At 43.6% G+C, this 16,027-nt stretch carries 19 protein-coding genes; 12 read left to right on the top strand and 7 right to left on the bottom strand.

From position 1 onward, the window contains the following. Nucleotides 1–103 precede the first annotated feature (103 nt). Both AC5JL3_RS22990 and AC5JL3_RS22985 read left to right on the top strand, forming a co-directional pair. Nucleotides 104–514, top strand: coding sequence for a hypothetical protein (locus AC5JL3_RS22990; RefSeq protein ID WP_496076692.1), 411 nt, complete (start codon nt 104–106; stop codon nt 512–514). Between the two features lie 165 nt (nt 515–679). Continuing rightward, complete coding sequence (locus AC5JL3_RS22985; RefSeq protein ID WP_496076691.1) at nt 680–1,441, top strand: pentapeptide repeat-containing protein; 762 nt, start codon at nt 680–682, stop codon at nt 1,439–1,441. Nucleotides 1,442–2,059: 618 nt separating this feature from the next. Here the strand turns inward: AC5JL3_RS22985 and AC5JL3_RS22980 are convergent. From AC5JL3_RS22980 to AC5JL3_RS22955, 6 genes are all read right to left on the bottom strand, one after another. Beyond that, nucleotides 2,060–5,869: a bifunctional DNA primase/polymerase gene (locus AC5JL3_RS22980; protein WP_496076690.1), complete on the bottom strand. Its 3,810-nt coding sequence runs from the start codon at nt 5,867–5,869 to the stop codon at nt 2,060–2,062. Next, nucleotides 5,869–6,213 carry a hypothetical protein gene (locus tag AC5JL3_RS22975; protein ID WP_496076689.1) on the bottom strand — a complete coding sequence of 115 codons (345 nt, stop codon included), beginning with the start codon at nt 6,211–6,213 and terminating at the stop codon, nt 5,869–5,871. The genes AC5JL3_RS22980 and AC5JL3_RS22975 overlap by 1 nt, the downstream gene beginning before the upstream one ends. Nucleotides 6,214–6,391: 178 nt before the next feature. Further along, nucleotides 6,392–6,541 carry a hypothetical protein gene (locus AC5JL3_RS22970; protein WP_496076688.1) on the bottom strand — a complete coding sequence of 50 codons (150 nt, stop codon included), beginning with the start codon at nt 6,539–6,541 and terminating at the stop codon, nt 6,392–6,394. Nucleotides 6,542–6,689: 148 nt separating this feature from the next. Next, nucleotides 6,690–7,496 (bottom strand): hypothetical protein, encoded by an 807-nt coding sequence (locus tag AC5JL3_RS22965; protein WP_496076687.1) that lies wholly within the window; start codon nt 7,494–7,496, stop codon nt 6,690–6,692. A gap of 48 nt (nt 7,497–7,544) precedes the next feature. Continuing rightward, nucleotides 7,545–7,733 (bottom strand): hypothetical protein, encoded by a 189-nt coding sequence (locus AC5JL3_RS22960; protein WP_496076686.1) that lies wholly within the window; start codon nt 7,731–7,733, stop codon nt 7,545–7,547. Next, nucleotides 7,730–7,906 carry a ribbon-helix-helix domain-containing protein gene (locus tag AC5JL3_RS22955; protein ID WP_496076685.1) on the bottom strand — a complete coding sequence of 59 codons (177 nt, stop codon included), beginning with the start codon at nt 7,904–7,906 and terminating at the stop codon, nt 7,730–7,732. The genes AC5JL3_RS22960 and AC5JL3_RS22955 overlap by 4 nt, the downstream gene beginning before the upstream one ends. A 260-nt stretch (nt 7,907–8,166) precedes the next feature. Between AC5JL3_RS22955 and AC5JL3_RS22950 the strand changes: the two genes are divergently transcribed. The 9 genes from AC5JL3_RS22950 to AC5JL3_RS22910 all read left to right on the top strand — a co-directional run bounded on the left by AC5JL3_RS22950 (nt 8,167) and on the right by AC5JL3_RS22910 (nt 14,566). Then, on the top strand, nt 8,167–8,523 hold the full coding sequence (locus AC5JL3_RS22950; protein ID WP_496076684.1) for a hypothetical protein: 357 nt from the start codon (nt 8,167–8,169) through the stop codon (nt 8,521–8,523). Between the two features lie 29 nt (nt 8,524–8,552). Further along, nucleotides 8,553–9,359 carry a hypothetical protein gene (locus AC5JL3_RS22945; RefSeq protein ID WP_496076683.1) on the top strand — a complete coding sequence of 269 codons (807 nt, stop codon included), beginning with the start codon at nt 8,553–8,555 and terminating at the stop codon, nt 9,357–9,359. A 175-nt stretch (nt 9,360–9,534) separates the two neighbouring features. Further along, the gene (locus AC5JL3_RS22940; protein ID WP_496076682.1) at nt 9,535–9,786 is read left to right on the top strand and encodes a hypothetical protein; all 252 of its coding nucleotides are present in this window, start codon (nt 9,535–9,537) and stop codon (nt 9,784–9,786) included. Between the two features lie 82 nt (nt 9,787–9,868). Then, a complete protein-coding gene (locus AC5JL3_RS22935) occupies nt 9,869–10,003 on the top strand; it encodes a hypothetical protein (RefSeq protein WP_496076681.1) in 135 nt (44 codons plus the stop codon). A gap of 63 nt (nt 10,004–10,066) precedes the next feature. Further along, nucleotides 10,067–10,258, top strand: coding sequence for a hypothetical protein (locus AC5JL3_RS22930; protein WP_496076680.1), 192 nt, complete (start codon nt 10,067–10,069; stop codon nt 10,256–10,258). Then, complete coding sequence (locus AC5JL3_RS22925) at nt 10,251–10,955, top strand: hypothetical protein (RefSeq protein ID WP_496076679.1); 705 nt, start codon at nt 10,251–10,253, stop codon at nt 10,953–10,955. The genes AC5JL3_RS22930 and AC5JL3_RS22925 overlap by 8 nt, the downstream gene beginning before the upstream one ends. 119 nt (nt 10,956–11,074) lie before the next feature. After that, a complete protein-coding gene (locus tag AC5JL3_RS22920) occupies nt 11,075–13,231 on the top strand; it encodes a transposase family protein (RefSeq protein WP_496076678.1) in 2,157 nt (718 codons plus the stop codon). 221 nt (nt 13,232–13,452) lie between these two features. After that, nucleotides 13,453–14,106: a hypothetical protein gene (locus AC5JL3_RS22915; protein ID WP_496076677.1), complete on the top strand. Its 654-nt coding sequence runs from the start codon at nt 13,453–13,455 to the stop codon at nt 14,104–14,106. Then, nucleotides 14,075–14,566, top strand: coding sequence for a DUF2227 family putative metal-binding protein (locus AC5JL3_RS22910; protein WP_496076676.1), 492 nt, complete (start codon nt 14,075–14,077; stop codon nt 14,564–14,566). The genes AC5JL3_RS22915 and AC5JL3_RS22910 overlap by 32 nt, the downstream gene beginning before the upstream one ends. A gap of 8 nt (nt 14,567–14,574) precedes the next feature. On the opposite strand, the gene AC5JL3_RS22905 is transcribed toward AC5JL3_RS22910, so the two are convergent. Further along, nucleotides 14,575–15,162, bottom strand: coding sequence for a calcium-binding protein (locus AC5JL3_RS22905; protein ID WP_496076675.1), 588 nt, complete (start codon nt 15,160–15,162; stop codon nt 14,575–14,577). Between the two features lie 15 nt (nt 15,163–15,177). Here AC5JL3_RS22905 and AC5JL3_RS22900 point away from each other — a divergent pair, with 15 nt between their 5' ends. Continuing rightward, nucleotides 15,178–15,378: a hypothetical protein gene (locus tag AC5JL3_RS22900; RefSeq protein ID WP_496076674.1), complete on the top strand. Its 201-nt coding sequence runs from the start codon at nt 15,178–15,180 to the stop codon at nt 15,376–15,378. The last annotated feature ends 649 nt before the right edge of the window (nt 15,379–16,027 follow it).

Here is a 16,027-nt window from a genome sequence, read left to right as displayed (position 1 = left end):
ATCCCTTTTTGCTTCCTTTTTTAACTGGTCACTTATTTCCGCCTCGCTGCACTAGAGAGTTTAACAGCAACTTAGGACAAAGCTGCCTAGTTACTTTTTAAAAATGCTCAATCACAGCATCTATCGGCAGCAAGCTGAAAAAAACGAAATAACTGCTAAGGCAGCCAAGGATGGTTTCCCTGACTGTGCTGTTATCATGTGCTTTTATGCAGCTCTCCATTGGGTTAATGATTATGCATTTCGTAATAATGAAATGACAGAGCTAAACCCAACTTTCTATGGCTATGAAACTTCTAATCATGAAGCTCGAAAAAAATATGTGAAAAGAATTGCTAGGCAGAGGCGATATATTAAATTGGAAACTGCTTATAAAAATCTTTTTGATGAAAGTATGAAAGCTAGATACCTAAAAGAATTAGAAAATGAAAATTGTACTGCTAGGGAACATTACCTAGAAATCGGAATTCAGTTTTGTTTTGATTATTTAGATCAAGTAAAAAAGGGCTTGCTCTAAAATCCTTAGATACAGCTCAAAAGAACTGTTGAAGCAATTTTTTCTTTAAGCGCTCACTTTTGGGGAGCGCTTAAAAAGGCAAAAAATAAAAGCATAAGAACATCAAAAAGTTATGCTGTTTTTTAAGATTCATCAATAAAGATTAAAGAAACAAGAGGAGCCTAAGTGCGCCAAATTCTAATTACTTGGTTCTATAAGCGCAGAAGCAGTATTGTTAAATATTCAATAGTTATCTTCTGTGTAGTTATTTTGGCAATTCTTATGCACACTTCTATAGGAGAAAGCAGAGGATTTTTAGCAACAATTTTAGTCAATATTGAGGGTATCAGTATTTTTACAGCTTTAGTAATCTACATCTTAGAAGGAAGTGAACGTAAACAAAAAAAGCATTACGAAGCTTGGCAAATCATTAAAACAGTACAGGGGACAAATGATAACTATGCAACAATTAAAGCACTTCAAGATTTAAATGCTGAAGGAGTAATTTTATCAGAAGCAGGCGCTGTGCTTGAGCTATCAGGAGCAAACCTAGCAAAAGTTATGTTAAACGGAGCGGTATTAATGTATGCAAATTTGGAACAGGCTTACTTAGATAGTGTAAAACTAAGAGGTGCAAAGCTATGGCGTACTAATTTCTCTTCTGCTTGTTTAGATGATGCAGATCTAAGTAGTAGTTTCTTACAGGAAGCAAATTTAAGCAATGCTCAGTTACTGCAAGCTAATTTAGAAGAGGCGTGCTTACATAAGGCTAATCTAGAAGGAGCTTATTTAGGAAAGGCGAATTTACGTAAAGCTGACTTAAGAGAGGCTAATCTAAAAAAAGCTGAATTGCACGAAGCAAACTTAGAAGATGCGAATCTAGAAGGTGCAATACTACCTGATGGTACAAAATATCAATCAAAAGAACAGCTAAAAAAGTTTCTTTAACGGAATTGCTAGGGGTAGACTAAATTACTCTCTAGTTATATATATGAAATTGGCACAACTGCCTTGATTGGCACTTTTATTGGCACTATTTTTGCTTTTACGTCTCAAAAGCCGAAATTCTAGGACAAAAGCGGACAAAAGCGGACATCTTACCTATCTGACCAATTATTGAGCGAGTCTCATCAGTTTTTCTTATGTACCCAAAGTACTGAATGTTATTGCTAGCATTCATTAGCCTTCAATTCTGGGAAAGAACCTCGGCGCTGAAAGGCTTTGAGCCATTGAAAGTGTTTGCCTATCAATCATTCTCTAGTTATGAATGAGAATTTCTCAATAGCCTAGCTTGAGACTGTTCTTGAAACTTTTTTAGGTTTTACGTCTCTCCGACCAATGATTGAGTGAGTATCATTGAGATTTTTTTATGTACTTACTGTACTCACACACATCCAATAATCCTTGATTTTCTAAGGGGTAGCACGATCGCTCTGTACTTAACAAAAGATAATCACGCCTTTGTTGGTTAGTACAGCCATGTCACAAGATGATTCTCTTGTGACATGGCTGGGACATTGCTTACTGCTCACACTGGGGAGCATAAGACCGTCTTACAGTTACTTGTTAGCCAGAACTAGAAGGGTCGGGTGTGGGCAAGGTCTTTAAGTAATCATATAAATCAAGCATTTCCTCATCAGTTAGCAAGTGTTTCGACCTTTTCCCGTACCTAGCAATAAGAAGCTCACGAGCTTGTTGGTGAGTCCAACCGAGTCGCTTGTGCTGTTGTGAGGTGCATAGAATCAACCGATCAAATCCTTTCGTCTCAGCAATCTCTGAAGCCGTGAGAGCAACCTCTAAGCTATTCACCCCTGCTGACTCTAGTTGAGTGGCTTCTAGCCAGTGCCTAGCCCTTGCCCGTTCGGGTTGTGAATCTTGCAAATCGGCAGCATCTACTAAAACTTCTCGTGGGTATTGAGCAATTAGTTTCTGGAAGTCTCCCACTGAGTTGACCCCCTTAAAAGCTTCTTTTGCAAGCTCTGTCGGTGTCAGGTTTTGCTCGGAACTTTTTTCACAAACTTCCAGAGGCGAAACGGCTAGGACTGGCGCACCGTGCGGGGTCTGGGCATCACACGAGGTAACGTACCCCCCAACATTAGCATTAAAGCTATTACAGGGGGGTACGTTACCAGAATCGGGGTGAATTGGGGGGTGTTTGGGGGGGTGGATGGGTTGGGGTGTTGCCCAGTTGAACGGCTCAACTTCTTGCATATCCTCATCGGTGGCATAAACTTCATCCTGGTGTTTGGCGTAAAGCTCGAAGTATTTCCAGGATTGCGGGTCAATGGCTTGGGAGCGTCCTTTTTGCCCTTTGACTTGCTTGGATAGAACGTTAAGCCCTAAATGGTCTTCAAATAGCTCTCGATAGAGAATGCCATCTTTTTTCTCATTTGTGATTGTCCAGTTAAGGCACTCTTTAAGACTGGCTGCATGGTTTCTCACTTTAGAGACAAGCTTTTTGCGTTGGTCTGGGGTGATAAACTCCCCTGGTCTAAGGTAGTCAGTTACCTTGAGGAACTCAAAAGCTTTACGCTTCCTTGAGTTCCATTTAATGTCACCAGCAAAGCGTTGCCCCTCAATAAAGTGATTGTATAGTTGTTTTAATTGTTTCTTTTCAGGGGCTAAATCTAATTTTGCCGCTATGTCTTTCCCTTCAGCATGGATGAGTAGGTAAAGCATTCTCAGCTTGCTTCCCCACCCTCTCTTGTCAAGAAAGTAGAGAGCCTCATAGCCGCTTAACTCTTCTTTCTCATCAGTATTGGGTATGCGTAACACTAGTTCGACTACAGAGGCTAACTCTTCCCCATAGGTTCTATTGAGGCGGTATTTTTCCCGTTCTCTGAGAATATCTGGGTCTTTTTCTTCACGGGTTGCTCTGTATTCCTCTTCAGTCATCAGCCGTTTAGCGGCGATCGCGGTAGCCTCTTTCAATTGGTTGCCAAAGTTGATTGTTGTGAGGTTAGCTACTGCGAGTTCTGCCTGTGGTTTAAGTTGGTCAGCATTGTATTCTTCAAGCGTGTAGCCTTCATTCTCTAGGTGCTGTTCTACACGTCTTCTGAGATGTCTCATGCACCCGTTACGGTAAGCCTCTTGCTGGCATTTAAGCTCAAAGTGTGGACTATTCCACTCGTTAGTGAGTGGGTTGTATTGTGTGTCATAGCTGCGTAAATGTCTGACGTTTGCCTGGTAATTATTGAAATACCATCCTCTAATTGCCTTGGGGTCAGGAGAGCGATTAGCTGCATAGGTGAAACCTTGTTCAGCCGCCCAAATCCTGATATCCTTACAGCCTCGATTTCTGACTAGACTTTGACTAAAATCCTTAGCCGTGTGGATGCCATTGCTTAAGCCGTAAGTCGTCTTAAAATGCCCGTTCTCAATGGAGAAACCAGCCGTGACTGATGGAGAGCAGCTAAGTAATAAAGTTTTCTTGCTAGCTTCATTGATATTTTTGAGGTATTCAGTGACTTCGGGAGTGCCTGAAGTATCACTGGTAATTTCCCAAATATAATTTTGCCATTCGGGATGTTTTACCCTGACATAATCCGCAATAGTTTTTGCCCCAAATACTCCGCCCTTTAAATCATCATTGACAATAATGCCTCGTGTAGGATTTCCCTGTTCATCCCACTTAATAGACTCTAATTCTCTGATGATTTCTGCCACGACTAGATCGGGTTTGTCTCCTTTAAATTCCTTAATTGTGGGTAACTGTGGCTTGTAGGTATTGTGAATGATGTTGATCGGAATGTTGTCGGGTGTGATAGCTCGGATGTAGTCAATTTCCTTATCGGTAACATCGGCTGAGGCTAAGATTACTGTTCCTCCTCCGTAGCTTGTAGATGTTAGATCCTCTTCTAATATCGACAACGTTGTTGGGCGTAATCCGTCAGTATTTCCTAGCTTCGACATGATTTGCTCTAGGACTGCATCAATTTCATCAATAAAAAAGAAACTATCATCTCTGTTTAATCGTTCCGGTGTTAATTTCCAAAGACTTTTAGCTGTAACACCTATTTTGATATCGTATGAGTTTTGGTCTTCATGCCAAACCAAGTTTAGGTTGTTGCTAGCGCTTTTCCCTAGTGCTACCAAGTGAAAAACTGCATAACCTGCTTTGGCTTTAGAGATTACGGGTTTAACTCCCTTGGTTTTGCCACAACCTTTATAAGCGACAACAATATTTATTGCCCCTGGTTTAACTAAACTTTCTAGTTTCCCTTCTAACCATTGTTCGCAGATTTTTACGGTGAAAATATTGTCTTGACCGTCTACTCGCTCTCTTAGTGCTATTAACTGCTGAAAGATTGCGTCTTCTTCTGCTGTTGGTTCTGATGCCTTCTTCTGTGCTTTGGGTTTGCTTTCCTGAGTTTTCTTTTCTACTTTTGGCAGTTCATAGCCATAGTTTTGAGCAACTGCCAGAGCGGAATGATAAACCTGTTTAGTGCTACAACCGCACCAAGGCTTAAATTGTCCGGTTGCCAGATTGACTCTGAAGCTAGTGTGACTATTGCCGTTGTGATTGGGGCATCTAGCAGAAGCCCAACCGTCCTTCATTTCGGCATAGCTTTCAAGATAGTGGACAAAGTTGCGAATATCCCAGCAGTTGTCTTGAGGGCTGCTAGGAGTCCCGTAGGTAGGGTCTGAAGCTTTACGCTTCTCTCTGTGCTGTTTGCGCTCTGTCTGCTCTACCTCATCTTTACTGGGGTAAATGCCGATCGCCTCTAGTGACTCAACCTCGATAGGATTACCCCAACCAATGCGACGATAAGGAGTGCCGTTGGGGTGAATCGTGGGAGCTAGGACAGTGAAGCGACCATCAGATATTGCTTCACCGATATGCTTACCGTTGGGAGTGGTTGCAAAATTGGTGAAGTTTGGCTTCTGTTGGGGTTTGACGGCTATCCTCCAACCACCGCTGCCAGTCCTTTCAATCCAGCTATCTTGTAAGCTGTAACGGCTGATGAGGCTTTCTACATCAGAATCACAAGCCTCTTGAGAGTCGTAGTTCTTAGCGTCAAAGTCAAGCCAGACGATACCGCCATGACCCCCTAGAGTTCCGATGCCAGTATTGGGGTTACAGAAAAATCTCTTAAGTTCGTAAGGAGCGGGTAGACGGTCTTGGAACTTACCATGCTTGCAAATCCAAGGCTTACCCTTTCTATCTAAATTACTGGGATTTTTCCCGGTAAATTTGGGGATAGGGTTAAAATCCTTACCAACAATGCAAGAATTACCGCCATCCTTTGTTTTGCTTACCCTATGGCACCAATCCTGTTTAGGGTCTTGCTTGGGTGCAACTGGGATAGGTGGACAACCGAGGAAGAGTAATTGCTCAATTGTTTGCTGTACAGCCGAATTAGGGGTAGTAATCATCAGCCGTTACCCCCTTCATAAAACCAAGTCAGAGGGCAATTTAACGTCAAGTTACCCTGGCTAATCTGAAGCCTGTAGCCTTCTGGGTCTGTGAGCAAAACGGTGTGGCTTAAGACGAGTAATATAAGCTGCCCTAATCTGGAGGTGTCGAGCGGATTTTCCTCAAATTTGTCAAACCATTTGTTAACCGCTGCTAAACCTTTAATAAGGCTTTTTTGATTCAGCTTGTAGGGGTAACGTGGTTGAGTTAAGTACTTGCAGATTGGGTTGAGGCATTGCTGGGAGCGTTGCCCCTTGGGGAGATTTCCCTGTAAAATAGGGGTTAGAAGATAATTTTCTTTCATAAGAAGTCGGTGTGCTAAGGGTAAACGGCACATCGGCTTCTGTCTTTTTTGCCTGCGGGGACAAGCTGAAGTAGCTTATCCTGGATGTAAATGAAATGAATTACTGTTGGCTTTTTTTCCGCTTGTGGAGTAGCTGTAAACTACCCGTTAGGCAAGTGAGACAGAGAGCCGACTTTTTCTAGGCAGCAGGTTTTCTGGATGAGATTGGCTTTTGTAGTTTGCGAAGTTCTGCCCGTCGCTGGCGACGGGGTTTGATTCGTTGTGAGAGTGTGTGATCTGGTCTGGTTTTTGCTTCATCAAGTCGCTGAATTTCTTTAAGAGGGGTCATTGTCCGAAGATTTATCAGTTCTAAGAGGATAATAATCCCTTTTTTCAAGGGGGTCGTTTTTAGAAATTAATTTCTGAAACCCTTGATTTTGCGTTGGTGTGGAAGTTAAGTTTTTTTTGAAAACTTTGGCTCAAACTATAACCTATAGCTATAAAGGCTTGTCTTTCCATTTGTTTAAGTAGCTTTTTCCTTTGCCTAACTTGGTTCCTCTATTAATTTGGAAACGTAGCCGTCCTTGCTTGTCGGTTGTTTGAGCAATCGAACAGATGCAAGAGTTTGTCTTAATTTGATCACGCCAAGCCACGTAGGCTTTTAAGAATGGTTGCCAGTATTGGCGGCGCAACTGAGATTTAGTTCCTCCAAGGCTGTTAAGAGCTATCTTAAATAGGGCATTGCGGATAGGGAGATCGGCAACCTCACTTAGCGATCCTTCTTTAAGATTTTTTAGGTCATCGTTGATCAAGTCGATCAAGGCACTGCGACCGCCTTTTACATTTCCTACAGCAATGCTTAAAATCTTTGTGTTATGCCACTCATTGACAAGACACATGAACCAGTGAGCAGCGTTCTGATAGCCAAAATTTTGATAGGAGTGTAAACGCTCACAGAGGCGAAGCAACTGATACCAATAGTCCCCCCAAGCTTCTAAGTATGCCCGTTGTGCTTTTTCCAGGCGACAGGGAAATTTGTAAGTTAGAGGGTCTATGTACTGCTGACAAACTCGATAGAGAGCAAGTTGCAACATATCGATATTCATCTGCTCAACTTGTTTAGCTTCAGCTTTTAAGGCTTCACTTTTAGAGCCTATGAAAGCTGGTTGAGTGTGAGCAAAAATTGGTGAATTGTAGGAATTGGTTGTTATTGTTAGCTGAATTTGCTCAAAGGCAAAACGCCAATCTGATTCAGGTATGTGTTTAGTAGGTAGTGGCTTAATTTGTCCATACGGGAAAGACATTGTGATCCTTTATTAATTTTCTACTTAAAGCGAGAAGCATGATCGCCTCTACCATCCAGACCCTACCCACTCTCTACCTGCTCTCTCAGCCGCCTCAACTGTGTAGTAAGTTTTGCTGTGTCCATATATAGAGCCATCGTTAAGGACTCGGAACTGCCAGCAGCCGCCATTGGTGAAATACACAATCAGGATGCCAAGGGGTGTGATAGTGAGCAGATGGATCTTGGCTGGGGTCATTTTTTGCTCTTCTTCTCTTTTCTGTTTTCCAGCGCTTCATCTACTAGTACCGAGATCAGGTTGCTAACGCTTCGCTTTTCCTCCTTAGCCCATTCATCGAGTTCGCCTTTTTGCTCCTCTGACAAGTAAATCGAGATCTTTGGTTTTTTAGTCGTCACGATAGCAGTATTCATAACCGTTACTGCTATTTTCCGCTATTTGTCAGCTTTTGCCGCTATTTAACCTCTATCTGATTGACACTTGCCGTTACTTATCTCTACTATAGCGGTATAAGCACCAACCCACCACCCAACCAAAGCTCTAAATAGCTGATGGGTGAGAGGAAACTACAACGCAGCGATAAGGCTTGTAAGCGTTCCCTCACCTCCACTCCATAAAGCCCCTTGGTAGATGGGTGAGTGCTATCTGGTAGACACCTGAAACAAGGAAAAGGATGCAAACAGTACAAAAAGACTTGTTACCACAAAAGACACGATGGAGTCAGAGGGCAGTTGCTAGGCATTTATGCTCAGACCGCAAAACTGTAAAAGACTACGCCGAAACCATTGCCGTAGTCGTTCCCGACTATCTCAAGGAATGCCCTCGCAATCAGGACGGCTCTATAAAATCAGGGATTTCACTCTCTCAATATCAATTCTGGGTCGTATGCCAGCTAATAACACTAGGACGCACGATTAAGAGCGATTTGAATGGCACTGCCTACCGCAAGGTAGTAAAAGCTACTGCTATCAAGCAATCACATCAACTCTCTAAAGCCGCTTGGCAAGAGATGCAATCTCACAATTCATAGTTCACTCATCAATCAAGGAAGTAACTCAAATGGCATTGCGTTCTAAGAAGTCTCAAGAAATCACAACAGCAGAGCAAGGTATGAAGATGATTCTGGATACACCCGTAGAGAAGCGAATTGATGAAGCCGCTGAAATCGTTGGCGTTGCTGAAATCCGCTTGTTAGAACTATTCAGCGAACGGCTAGAACTGCCTGAAGCTATGGTCTGGGAAACAGTACCAATTGAGCATGAACCGCTGTTAGCTGAATTCAAAAATCAGGTAGAGGCATTTAACAGCGTTCGAGCTTTGGAATTTGAGCAAGAAATTGCCTCAGAAGCTCTTGAGAAGTCCGTAGAACCGCCTATCTTGGAAGAGCCAACTGAGCAACCTAAGAAGCGCTCAAGGCGTTCTACAGCCCTCACCAAAAAGAAGTCAGAAGCTCTCAAAAACTCTGACCAAAACTCGCAGCAACTAGCCGCTAGTGATGTCCAAATTAAGCAAGCGCTACACGCTCGTAAAGGTCAGAAGTCAGGCGCTCAACTGGCAACTATTGAACTAGCTGCCGAAGACTTAACCTACCGCAAGGTAAAGGGTGAAGCTTTGGTGCGTAAAGTTGGTCAACTCACATCTGAGATTAGCTCTGAATCTGGTTTTGACCCTATCCAGCTATTAGCTGAATTAGGTATTGATTCTAATGCCGAAATCATGGAAGAGTTACGTCAGAAAATTGAGCCGACACTGGGAAAACTGGAGAGCGCCACAGCAGAGATTGTGGAGAATGCTTGGCTGAACGGAGTCGATTTACCCGTAGAGCTTTCACACCTAGAGAACTTGCTGAACTCGAACGACTATTAATCAAACTGTTAGTTTTCAAAGATTCTCAATCCCTCCAATCTGCCTACAACATCTCAATTCAGGAGCAAACTCAAGTGAAACTACTGCAACGATTCAAAGCCTTTCTCTTTCAACCGCTCGATCTAGACCCATCAGACCCAAGCTTTGCAACAGCTTTTTGTGGAGGAATGCACTAGTGCAAGCTTTTCAGCAATGGCAACAATCACCAACGCAAGGCATGATTCCCAGTGTTCCGTCTGACTCAGAGCATCTATCAATCGTCCAAGACAAGCTACTCGAAGTCGTTGAAAACCTTACGTTTTCCCATCATTACCTGGAAAGCACCGGACTATCAAAGCGTTACGCACAGCTATTCACAGCCGTCTGTGATGCTCTCAATGCAACATCAGCAGCTATTGAACACTGCGACGACCAACCCGACCAATAGAGAAGCGATCGCCACAACCGACCAAAGTTACGCGATCGCCCTCTGACTCCAAACACTCCATTGAAAGGAATCACCCTTAATTATGTCTGACAAGCAAATCACATCAACAGACCAGTCCACTGCTAAGAATTCCGCTTGGGTGAATGTAACGACAACGATCCGTTACGACAACGGAGAAACCAAGCAAGTCAGCAGTATTCAACCAAAAGCCAAGTAAGCACAAATCATTGCCAGCCATGAACCAATCACGGCTGGCACTCACTCTATTGAGAGTCAAATCATGGATGACCAACTATCGAACCAAATTGAAGAATTCAAGACTGATGAGGATGAGCTAGCCGAAGTTCTAGACCAGTATGACCTTGATGAAGCGCTGGCTACTGAATTTGACACGATTGATGCTCAATTCCGAGAGTTGCAAATTCTCTACACGTCCTTACTGAATACTCGGAGATTTTTGAAAAATGCCTAGTTTACGTGACGCGACAAAAGCACGAGCGGGAAAGAAAGCAGCTAAACGAGTTGCCAAACCACCCAAAGCAGCAAAGCCAGCTAAAACCTCTACCCCTGCTAAATCGGGTTCTACTCCCACCACGACAATCACCCCAACTAAAGGCAACGCGATCGCATCTGTAACAGTACCCGGCTTACCTTCACTAATACCTGATCAGATTGCGGCTCAAATGCCTCAATTCAGTCCTGAGAGTTACCAAGTATCAGACCCGCTAAATCCTCCTACCTCAATCCCTCAAGTCTCTCAAACTGACTATGACGTGAGAGAGGGAATCTACCAAGGTGGAATCAGAGCGCTCAAGCTGACTGGATTAGGCTTCGATCTTACCCGTGAGAAATTCACTGTAATTGGCAAGCAAGCCAAGGCATTTGGAGCCGGAATCAAAGCAGCAACAGCGCTGGAAGCGGTTAAGGGTGACTACCTGGATTATCAATCTCAAGTCGAAAACACCTCGCAGAAGTCAATTGCACTCGGAACAAACCAGCACAAGACTACTGTTGACCAGACTAAAGCAGGTTACTCCGAGCAAGAGATGAACGAAAAGCTAGAGCAAGCGCGGATAGCCGCCGATTTAGCCAGCGAACAGACCAGAGAGAAGCAAAGCTCCCTTGACCAATTCCGGAAGCAACTGACTGGACTAGTTGCAGCTAAATAAACAGCAAAAAAGGGGTATCGGCGAAGATACCCCACAGTTTTGACTACATCGAAAAAAAAATGGAAGTAATGAAATGATCTCGCACTAGTCAAGTTATCTTCTCCGTTGGTGCTGGCGTTGTGAGTCTATGTGCTGCCACCCTGCTAAGCTCAAGCTTCAAGAATGCAGGGCAGACAATCACACTGGCTACCCTGTTAAGTCTCCCTACTGTTGCAGGTCTGCATCTAGTTGTAGATGGCAAAGCTACTAGACGCATTAATGAGGCTGAGAGCAAGGCTAGCAAAGCAGAAAGCAAAGCTAAAGAAGCTGAATCTACTGTATTTGAGGCTATCGGTAAGTTAACTCAGAATCAGTCAAAGTTGACGGAGTTGAGCAAGAAAAATAGTGAACTGGCTACTGAACTCGCATCAGTTAGGGCAGTCTTAGAGGATGTCAATGTTCACCGTCATCAGTTGATTGTTTACGCTGAAAAAGTACAGCCTACTATCACCCAACTACAACAGGAACTAAAGACGGCTCAAGAGACTGCTGAGGCGTTGCAACTGGAGATTGAAGAGTTAGAGACTGACTTTGAAGAGAAGGTAGAGGCTGAGGCTGAGGAAAGATTTCAAGCGGCAAAGCGTGAAGAAATTCAGAGAATCTTTGATGAACATGATGCCATTACCAGCAAGGCAATGGCATTGTTCAAGCGGTTGCAATCTTGGGGTCAAAAAGTCGCAGTAAGCCACGAACAAAAGCGCGAACTCATCACCAGCCTAGCCAGTGCCTACAACCAAAACTTAGATGAGTTAGGGCAGTCAGTTGAGACAGAGCGCGGTCACTACTTAGAGCAAATCGAACTGCTACACGAGAAAGTTGGCAGATTGCAACACCAATTAAACGGTGATTTGTTGGAGCCGGAAGTAAATAATGCTTTTGGCTTTGCTATTGAGGGCAGAATAGCAAATGAGTTAGCTAAGCTCATCTTCTCTGATTTACAAATCCCCCTGGCTGTTAAAGGGTTCAACGTTAAGTCAGATGGTTCTACAGACGTTGGTTATGGTTACAGCCGCTCGATTCCCCCTGAAGCGGTCGTAGAGGGTCTGAGACGGCATTCAGAGCATTTAGCAAGGCGGCTGGGTATCCACAAAATTACAGCTATCCGAAAGCTTGAAGTAGGGGATTTGATTGTCCTAACGTTCCGACAACAGCCAGCAGTCAAAGCGAGTGATATTGGTCTTTATGTGGGTAGTGCTGAAGAGTTCGTTAACTACATCACCTCGCATCCGGTACGCTTCCGCTTGATTGCCGATCCGGGTATGGGTAAGACTCCCACGGCAGCGGTGATGCTCTCGGAGATTCTTAAAGCTGGCACACGTCGCGGCAACACGGCTAAGGGTGCCAAGGTTGCTCACACGCTGGTTACTGTGAGTTACCCCGGTGTCAACTCATCACTGAAAGACAGTGATTATCCGCTTGATTTGTTCCTCAAGTACGGAACGGAAACCGCTGCAATTAAATCGTTTCAAGATGCCATTGATGACTGGGAATATCGTAAGCAGAATGTCGCCTATGCTGAGCAGTTCTTTCAGATTTGGTGTTGGGATGAGTTCGATAATACCGTTAATTCTGCCAGTGACCCACAAGCGCTTGCCAATAGCCTCAAGACACTTCTTAAGCAAGGTGGACACAACAATGTTGGCTGGATTCTTAGCGGTCAGTCGGTGATGACTAAGCAGATACCAGGATTCACCAATGATGACCGCTCTCTGTTCACTGAAATCATCATAGGCATTCCCAAGATTAGGCACTATCTAAACACTTACGGCAAGGGTAAAAACAGCGAATCTAATCTTGCTAAGTTGAGCCGCAATCTAGATGAGATTGAGGAATATATAGACCACAAAAATGAGTTAATTACTGATGATGCAAGGTTGCTTAGAGTCGCCTTAGTTGTCGATTCTCGGAGTCCTAAACTCTACTTTTTGCCTAATCTGGACACGGTTCGATTTGATACTGAAGTTGTTGAAGAAACACGGCAGTTAGCCCGTCAATTTAGGGATGGGCAGACCGGGAATGTGTTTTCCCGTGTTTCTCCCACTGCTGACTCAAGCCCAGTAACGACAAGCGTTTCCCGTGTTCCATCCCAGCCGGAAAAATCACCTATAGGGGTTCAGGAAAGCTTACCCCATTGTCCTGAATGTGGCAGTGCTAACGTTAAGCCTCAGAGCCAAAACAGGTACAAATGTACAGACTGTGGAGCGAGGCGAGTAGAAGGAAAAATGGTGTGGAAGTAGAGGCTGATGGAATGAAGAGAAGATACTCACTTTACGTTCATTATCTTGAGGACACGACTAACCATCCTGACAAGATTCAATCTTCAGATAACTTTCAAGAGCTGCTTAATGATTGGCATCATAAGAACTGCGACTCAGAGGAATTTCACCGACTGAATCCAAATGCTTTTACTACTCGAATAGATTTCGGAATTGCCTCAAATCTTGGAGCTTATTGAGTAATGGCAAGCAAAAATTACATTGAACGTAGGTATGGCAGACTGGTTGTTATCGGAACGAGAAAAGGTAAAAGGGGACAAACAGTTTGTGACTGTTTATGTGATTGTGGCAATCATAAAAACGGTGTAGATGTAGCAGATTTAAATAGAAGTCATACTACCTCTTGTGGTTGCTACAACCGAGAAAAAACAGTTGAACGCAACAAAAAATACATCAGAAAAACTCACGGGATGTCAAAGACTGAAGAGTATCGCTCATGGAATTCAATGATGCAAAGATGCTACAGCTCCAAGCATGAAGCCTACGAGCGATATGGTGGCAAAGGTATTGTCGTATGTGATAAGTGGCACAACTTTGAAAATTTTCTAGCTGATATGGGTGAAAGACCCAAAGGGAAAACACTAGACAGGATTGACAATAGCAAAGGTTACAATCCTGAAAACTGTAGATGGTCAAGCCGTTTAACCCAAACAAGAAACAGGTCAACCACAATAACTCTGGAATTCAAGGGTGAAACAAAGACGTTGCAAGAATGGGCTGATGAAAAAGGTTTACCCTATGCTCTGCTGAGAACACGACTAAGAAAACAGGGTTGGTCGGTCGAAAGAGCATTGACTGTTAAGGATGGAAGACGTAAGGAGGTGTGTTATCGCTAGCGGTAAAAATCACGATCGCTCAATCTTATTCGCCTCTCCCATCGTTGGAATTATTGGCGTTTCTTACTCGATTGAACTGGGAATAGTCGCAGCATCGGCTCATCTTGTAGGCGGTCTTTACCTTAGTCCAGACTTAGATTTAATTAGCAAGCCATTTAAACGTTGGGGAGTATTGAGAGTACTTTGGTTGCCTTACCAGAAGCTCATTCCTTGCCACCGTCATTGGCTCTCACATGGGGTCATTGTCGGCTCAGTTGTCCGGTTGCTATACCTTGCTGCTTTACTCTTACCCTTCTGGTTTATCTTTCCAGGCTTGCAACAAGTCCAGTGGGTTATCACTTGGCAAAAGGCGATTGCGTTTCTAGTTGGTGTAGAGTTGTCGGCTCTGAATCATCTGCTACTGGATGGTTTGCTCATACCATGGCCAGCCAGTATCAAACAACGACTGAAAGGAAATTAATAAATGTTTTAGACAAAGCTGAAGTCTAATTCCGAACTGAGATCAATTACGTTTACGTTTTCCACAACAGCAATCAAATTACCGTTACGGCTAATTTGTGTACCTCCAGAAGCGCTTGCCTCAAGCGAGTAGTCAAAGATGCTACCAAACACTTGAATTTTATCGCCTTCTGCTCGGCTGAAATCTACAATCGTAGCGTATGCTACATTCCCCGGATCGTTATAGTAAACAAAGTCCTCACCGAGAACAAAAGTGTCTGCACCTGTACCCCCTTCTAGAGTGTCAGACTCAATCCCAATGTCTGCGGGAATGGTATAGAAACCATTTAGGTAATCATTGCCAGCACCACCATTGAGATCATCAGCACCATCACCACCATACAAAGTATCAAAGCCATACCCTCCAACAAGAATATCGCTGCCATCATTCCCGACCAAAGTATCATTTCCTCTGTTGCCGTACAGAGTATCTTCGCTGTCATCACTGCCGTACAACGTATCATTTCCAGCACGACCATATCCTATTGGAGTATCAAGGCTTAGCTGCCAGAAATCGTCTCCAACTGTTCCATAGTATGTTCCATCATTTATCGTCATTGTTACTATCCCCGATTGTTAGTAGAGAACAGCTACTTAGCTGTTTTGATTAAAGATGTCAGCTTTAACTACAAGAGTCAGCTAGATATTTGCGGAATGTTTAAGGCGATCGCGTTTTTTGTGGGAGTCGAGTTGTCGGCATTAAATCATCTGTTATTGGATGGCTTGCTGTTGCCCCTGCCAGCAAGTATTAAGCAACGGTTGAAAGGAAATTAGGGAATGTAACGAAGGGTTAAATTGAACTTCCGATAATTTCGAGCGAGAGAAGCGTTTAGCGGGTCGATTCCAGGAATTGAGCAGAAAAAGGGCTAATTCCTAGAACCCTTGTTTTCGGAATTTCAAATGTCACAAAACTTAAAACATTCACGGCTATAGTCGGAGGTTCTTGTTTTGGGTTGTAATAGTCCCTTAACCGTATCAATATCCGTCACGTTACCCAAAGTGGTGATGCACTAAAAAAGTTTGCCAGAACAGCACCTTCACACAAAAGCATTTTACGCAAAAGACAAAAAAGCCTTAATCGCTACAACGCTTACCCCATGCGACTCTTGGCAGTTCAAAAGGTAACGCCCCCCCCTTCATTAGCATTAAAGCTATTACAGGGGGTGGCGTTACCAGAAGCCCTCATCCTTCCCCTCAACTAGTTAGACAATTTCGCAACCTGTTCTTGACATTACCTAACCAGTTAGCTAAACTGATAACAGGTTACAACAAGGCACTAACCACAAATGTCTAAAGCACTACAAGCAAAGATAGACGAGTTATTCGACGCAACTAAAGACCTTAAGACCCTAGAAGAAATCAAGCCCCACTGCGATCGCTTCAATGAGTGGGTAAACACAAACACCAGTTACAGCCAAAAGTC

Source organism: Symplocastrum torsivum (assembly GCF_059505465.1).
Note: the sequence above shows the minus strand (reverse complement) of the source record. Positions and strands in the feature narration are given on the sequence as shown.

Coding starts and splice junctions, on each gene's coding strand:
- AC5JL3_RS22990 (WP_496076692.1), top strand. CDS start 104: ATGCTCAATCACAGCATCTATCGGCAGCAAGCTGAAAAAAACGAAATA.
- AC5JL3_RS22980 (WP_496076690.1), bottom strand. CDS start 5,869: ATGATTACTACCCCTAATTCGGCTGTACAGCAAACAATTGAGCAATTA.
- AC5JL3_RS22975 (WP_496076689.1), bottom strand. CDS start 6,213: ATGAAAGAAAATTATCTTCTAACCCCTATTTTACAGGGAAATCTCCCC.
- AC5JL3_RS22970 (WP_496076688.1), bottom strand. CDS start 6,541: ATGACCCCTCTTAAAGAAATTCAGCGACTTGATGAAGCAAAAACCAGA.
- AC5JL3_RS22965 (WP_496076687.1), bottom strand. CDS start 7,496: ATGTCTTTCCCGTATGGACAAATTAAGCCACTACCTACTAAACACATA.
- AC5JL3_RS22960 (WP_496076686.1), bottom strand. CDS start 7,733: ATGACCCCAGCCAAGATCCATCTGCTCACTATCACACCCCTTGGCATC.
- AC5JL3_RS22955 (WP_496076685.1), bottom strand. CDS start 7,906: ATGAATACTGCTATCGTGACGACTAAAAAACCAAAGATCTCGATTTAC.
- AC5JL3_RS22950 (WP_496076684.1), top strand. CDS start 8,167: ATGCAAACAGTACAAAAAGACTTGTTACCACAAAAGACACGATGGAGT.
- AC5JL3_RS22945 (WP_496076683.1), top strand. CDS start 8,553: ATGGCATTGCGTTCTAAGAAGTCTCAAGAAATCACAACAGCAGAGCAA.
- AC5JL3_RS22935 (WP_496076681.1), top strand. CDS start 9,869: ATGTCTGACAAGCAAATCACATCAACAGACCAGTCCACTGCTAAGAAT.
- AC5JL3_RS22930 (WP_496076680.1), top strand. CDS start 10,067: ATGGATGACCAACTATCGAACCAAATTGAAGAATTCAAGACTGATGAG.
- AC5JL3_RS22925 (WP_496076679.1), top strand. CDS start 10,251: ATGCCTAGTTTACGTGACGCGACAAAAGCACGAGCGGGAAAGAAAGCA.
- AC5JL3_RS22915 (WP_496076677.1), top strand. CDS start 13,453: ATGGCAAGCAAAAATTACATTGAACGTAGGTATGGCAGACTGGTTGTT.
- AC5JL3_RS22910 (WP_496076676.1), top strand. CDS start 14,075: ATGGAAGACGTAAGGAGGTGTGTTATCGCTAGCGGTAAAAATCACGAT.
- AC5JL3_RS22905 (WP_496076675.1), bottom strand. CDS start 15,162: ATGACGATAAATGATGGAACATACTATGGAACAGTTGGAGACGATTTC.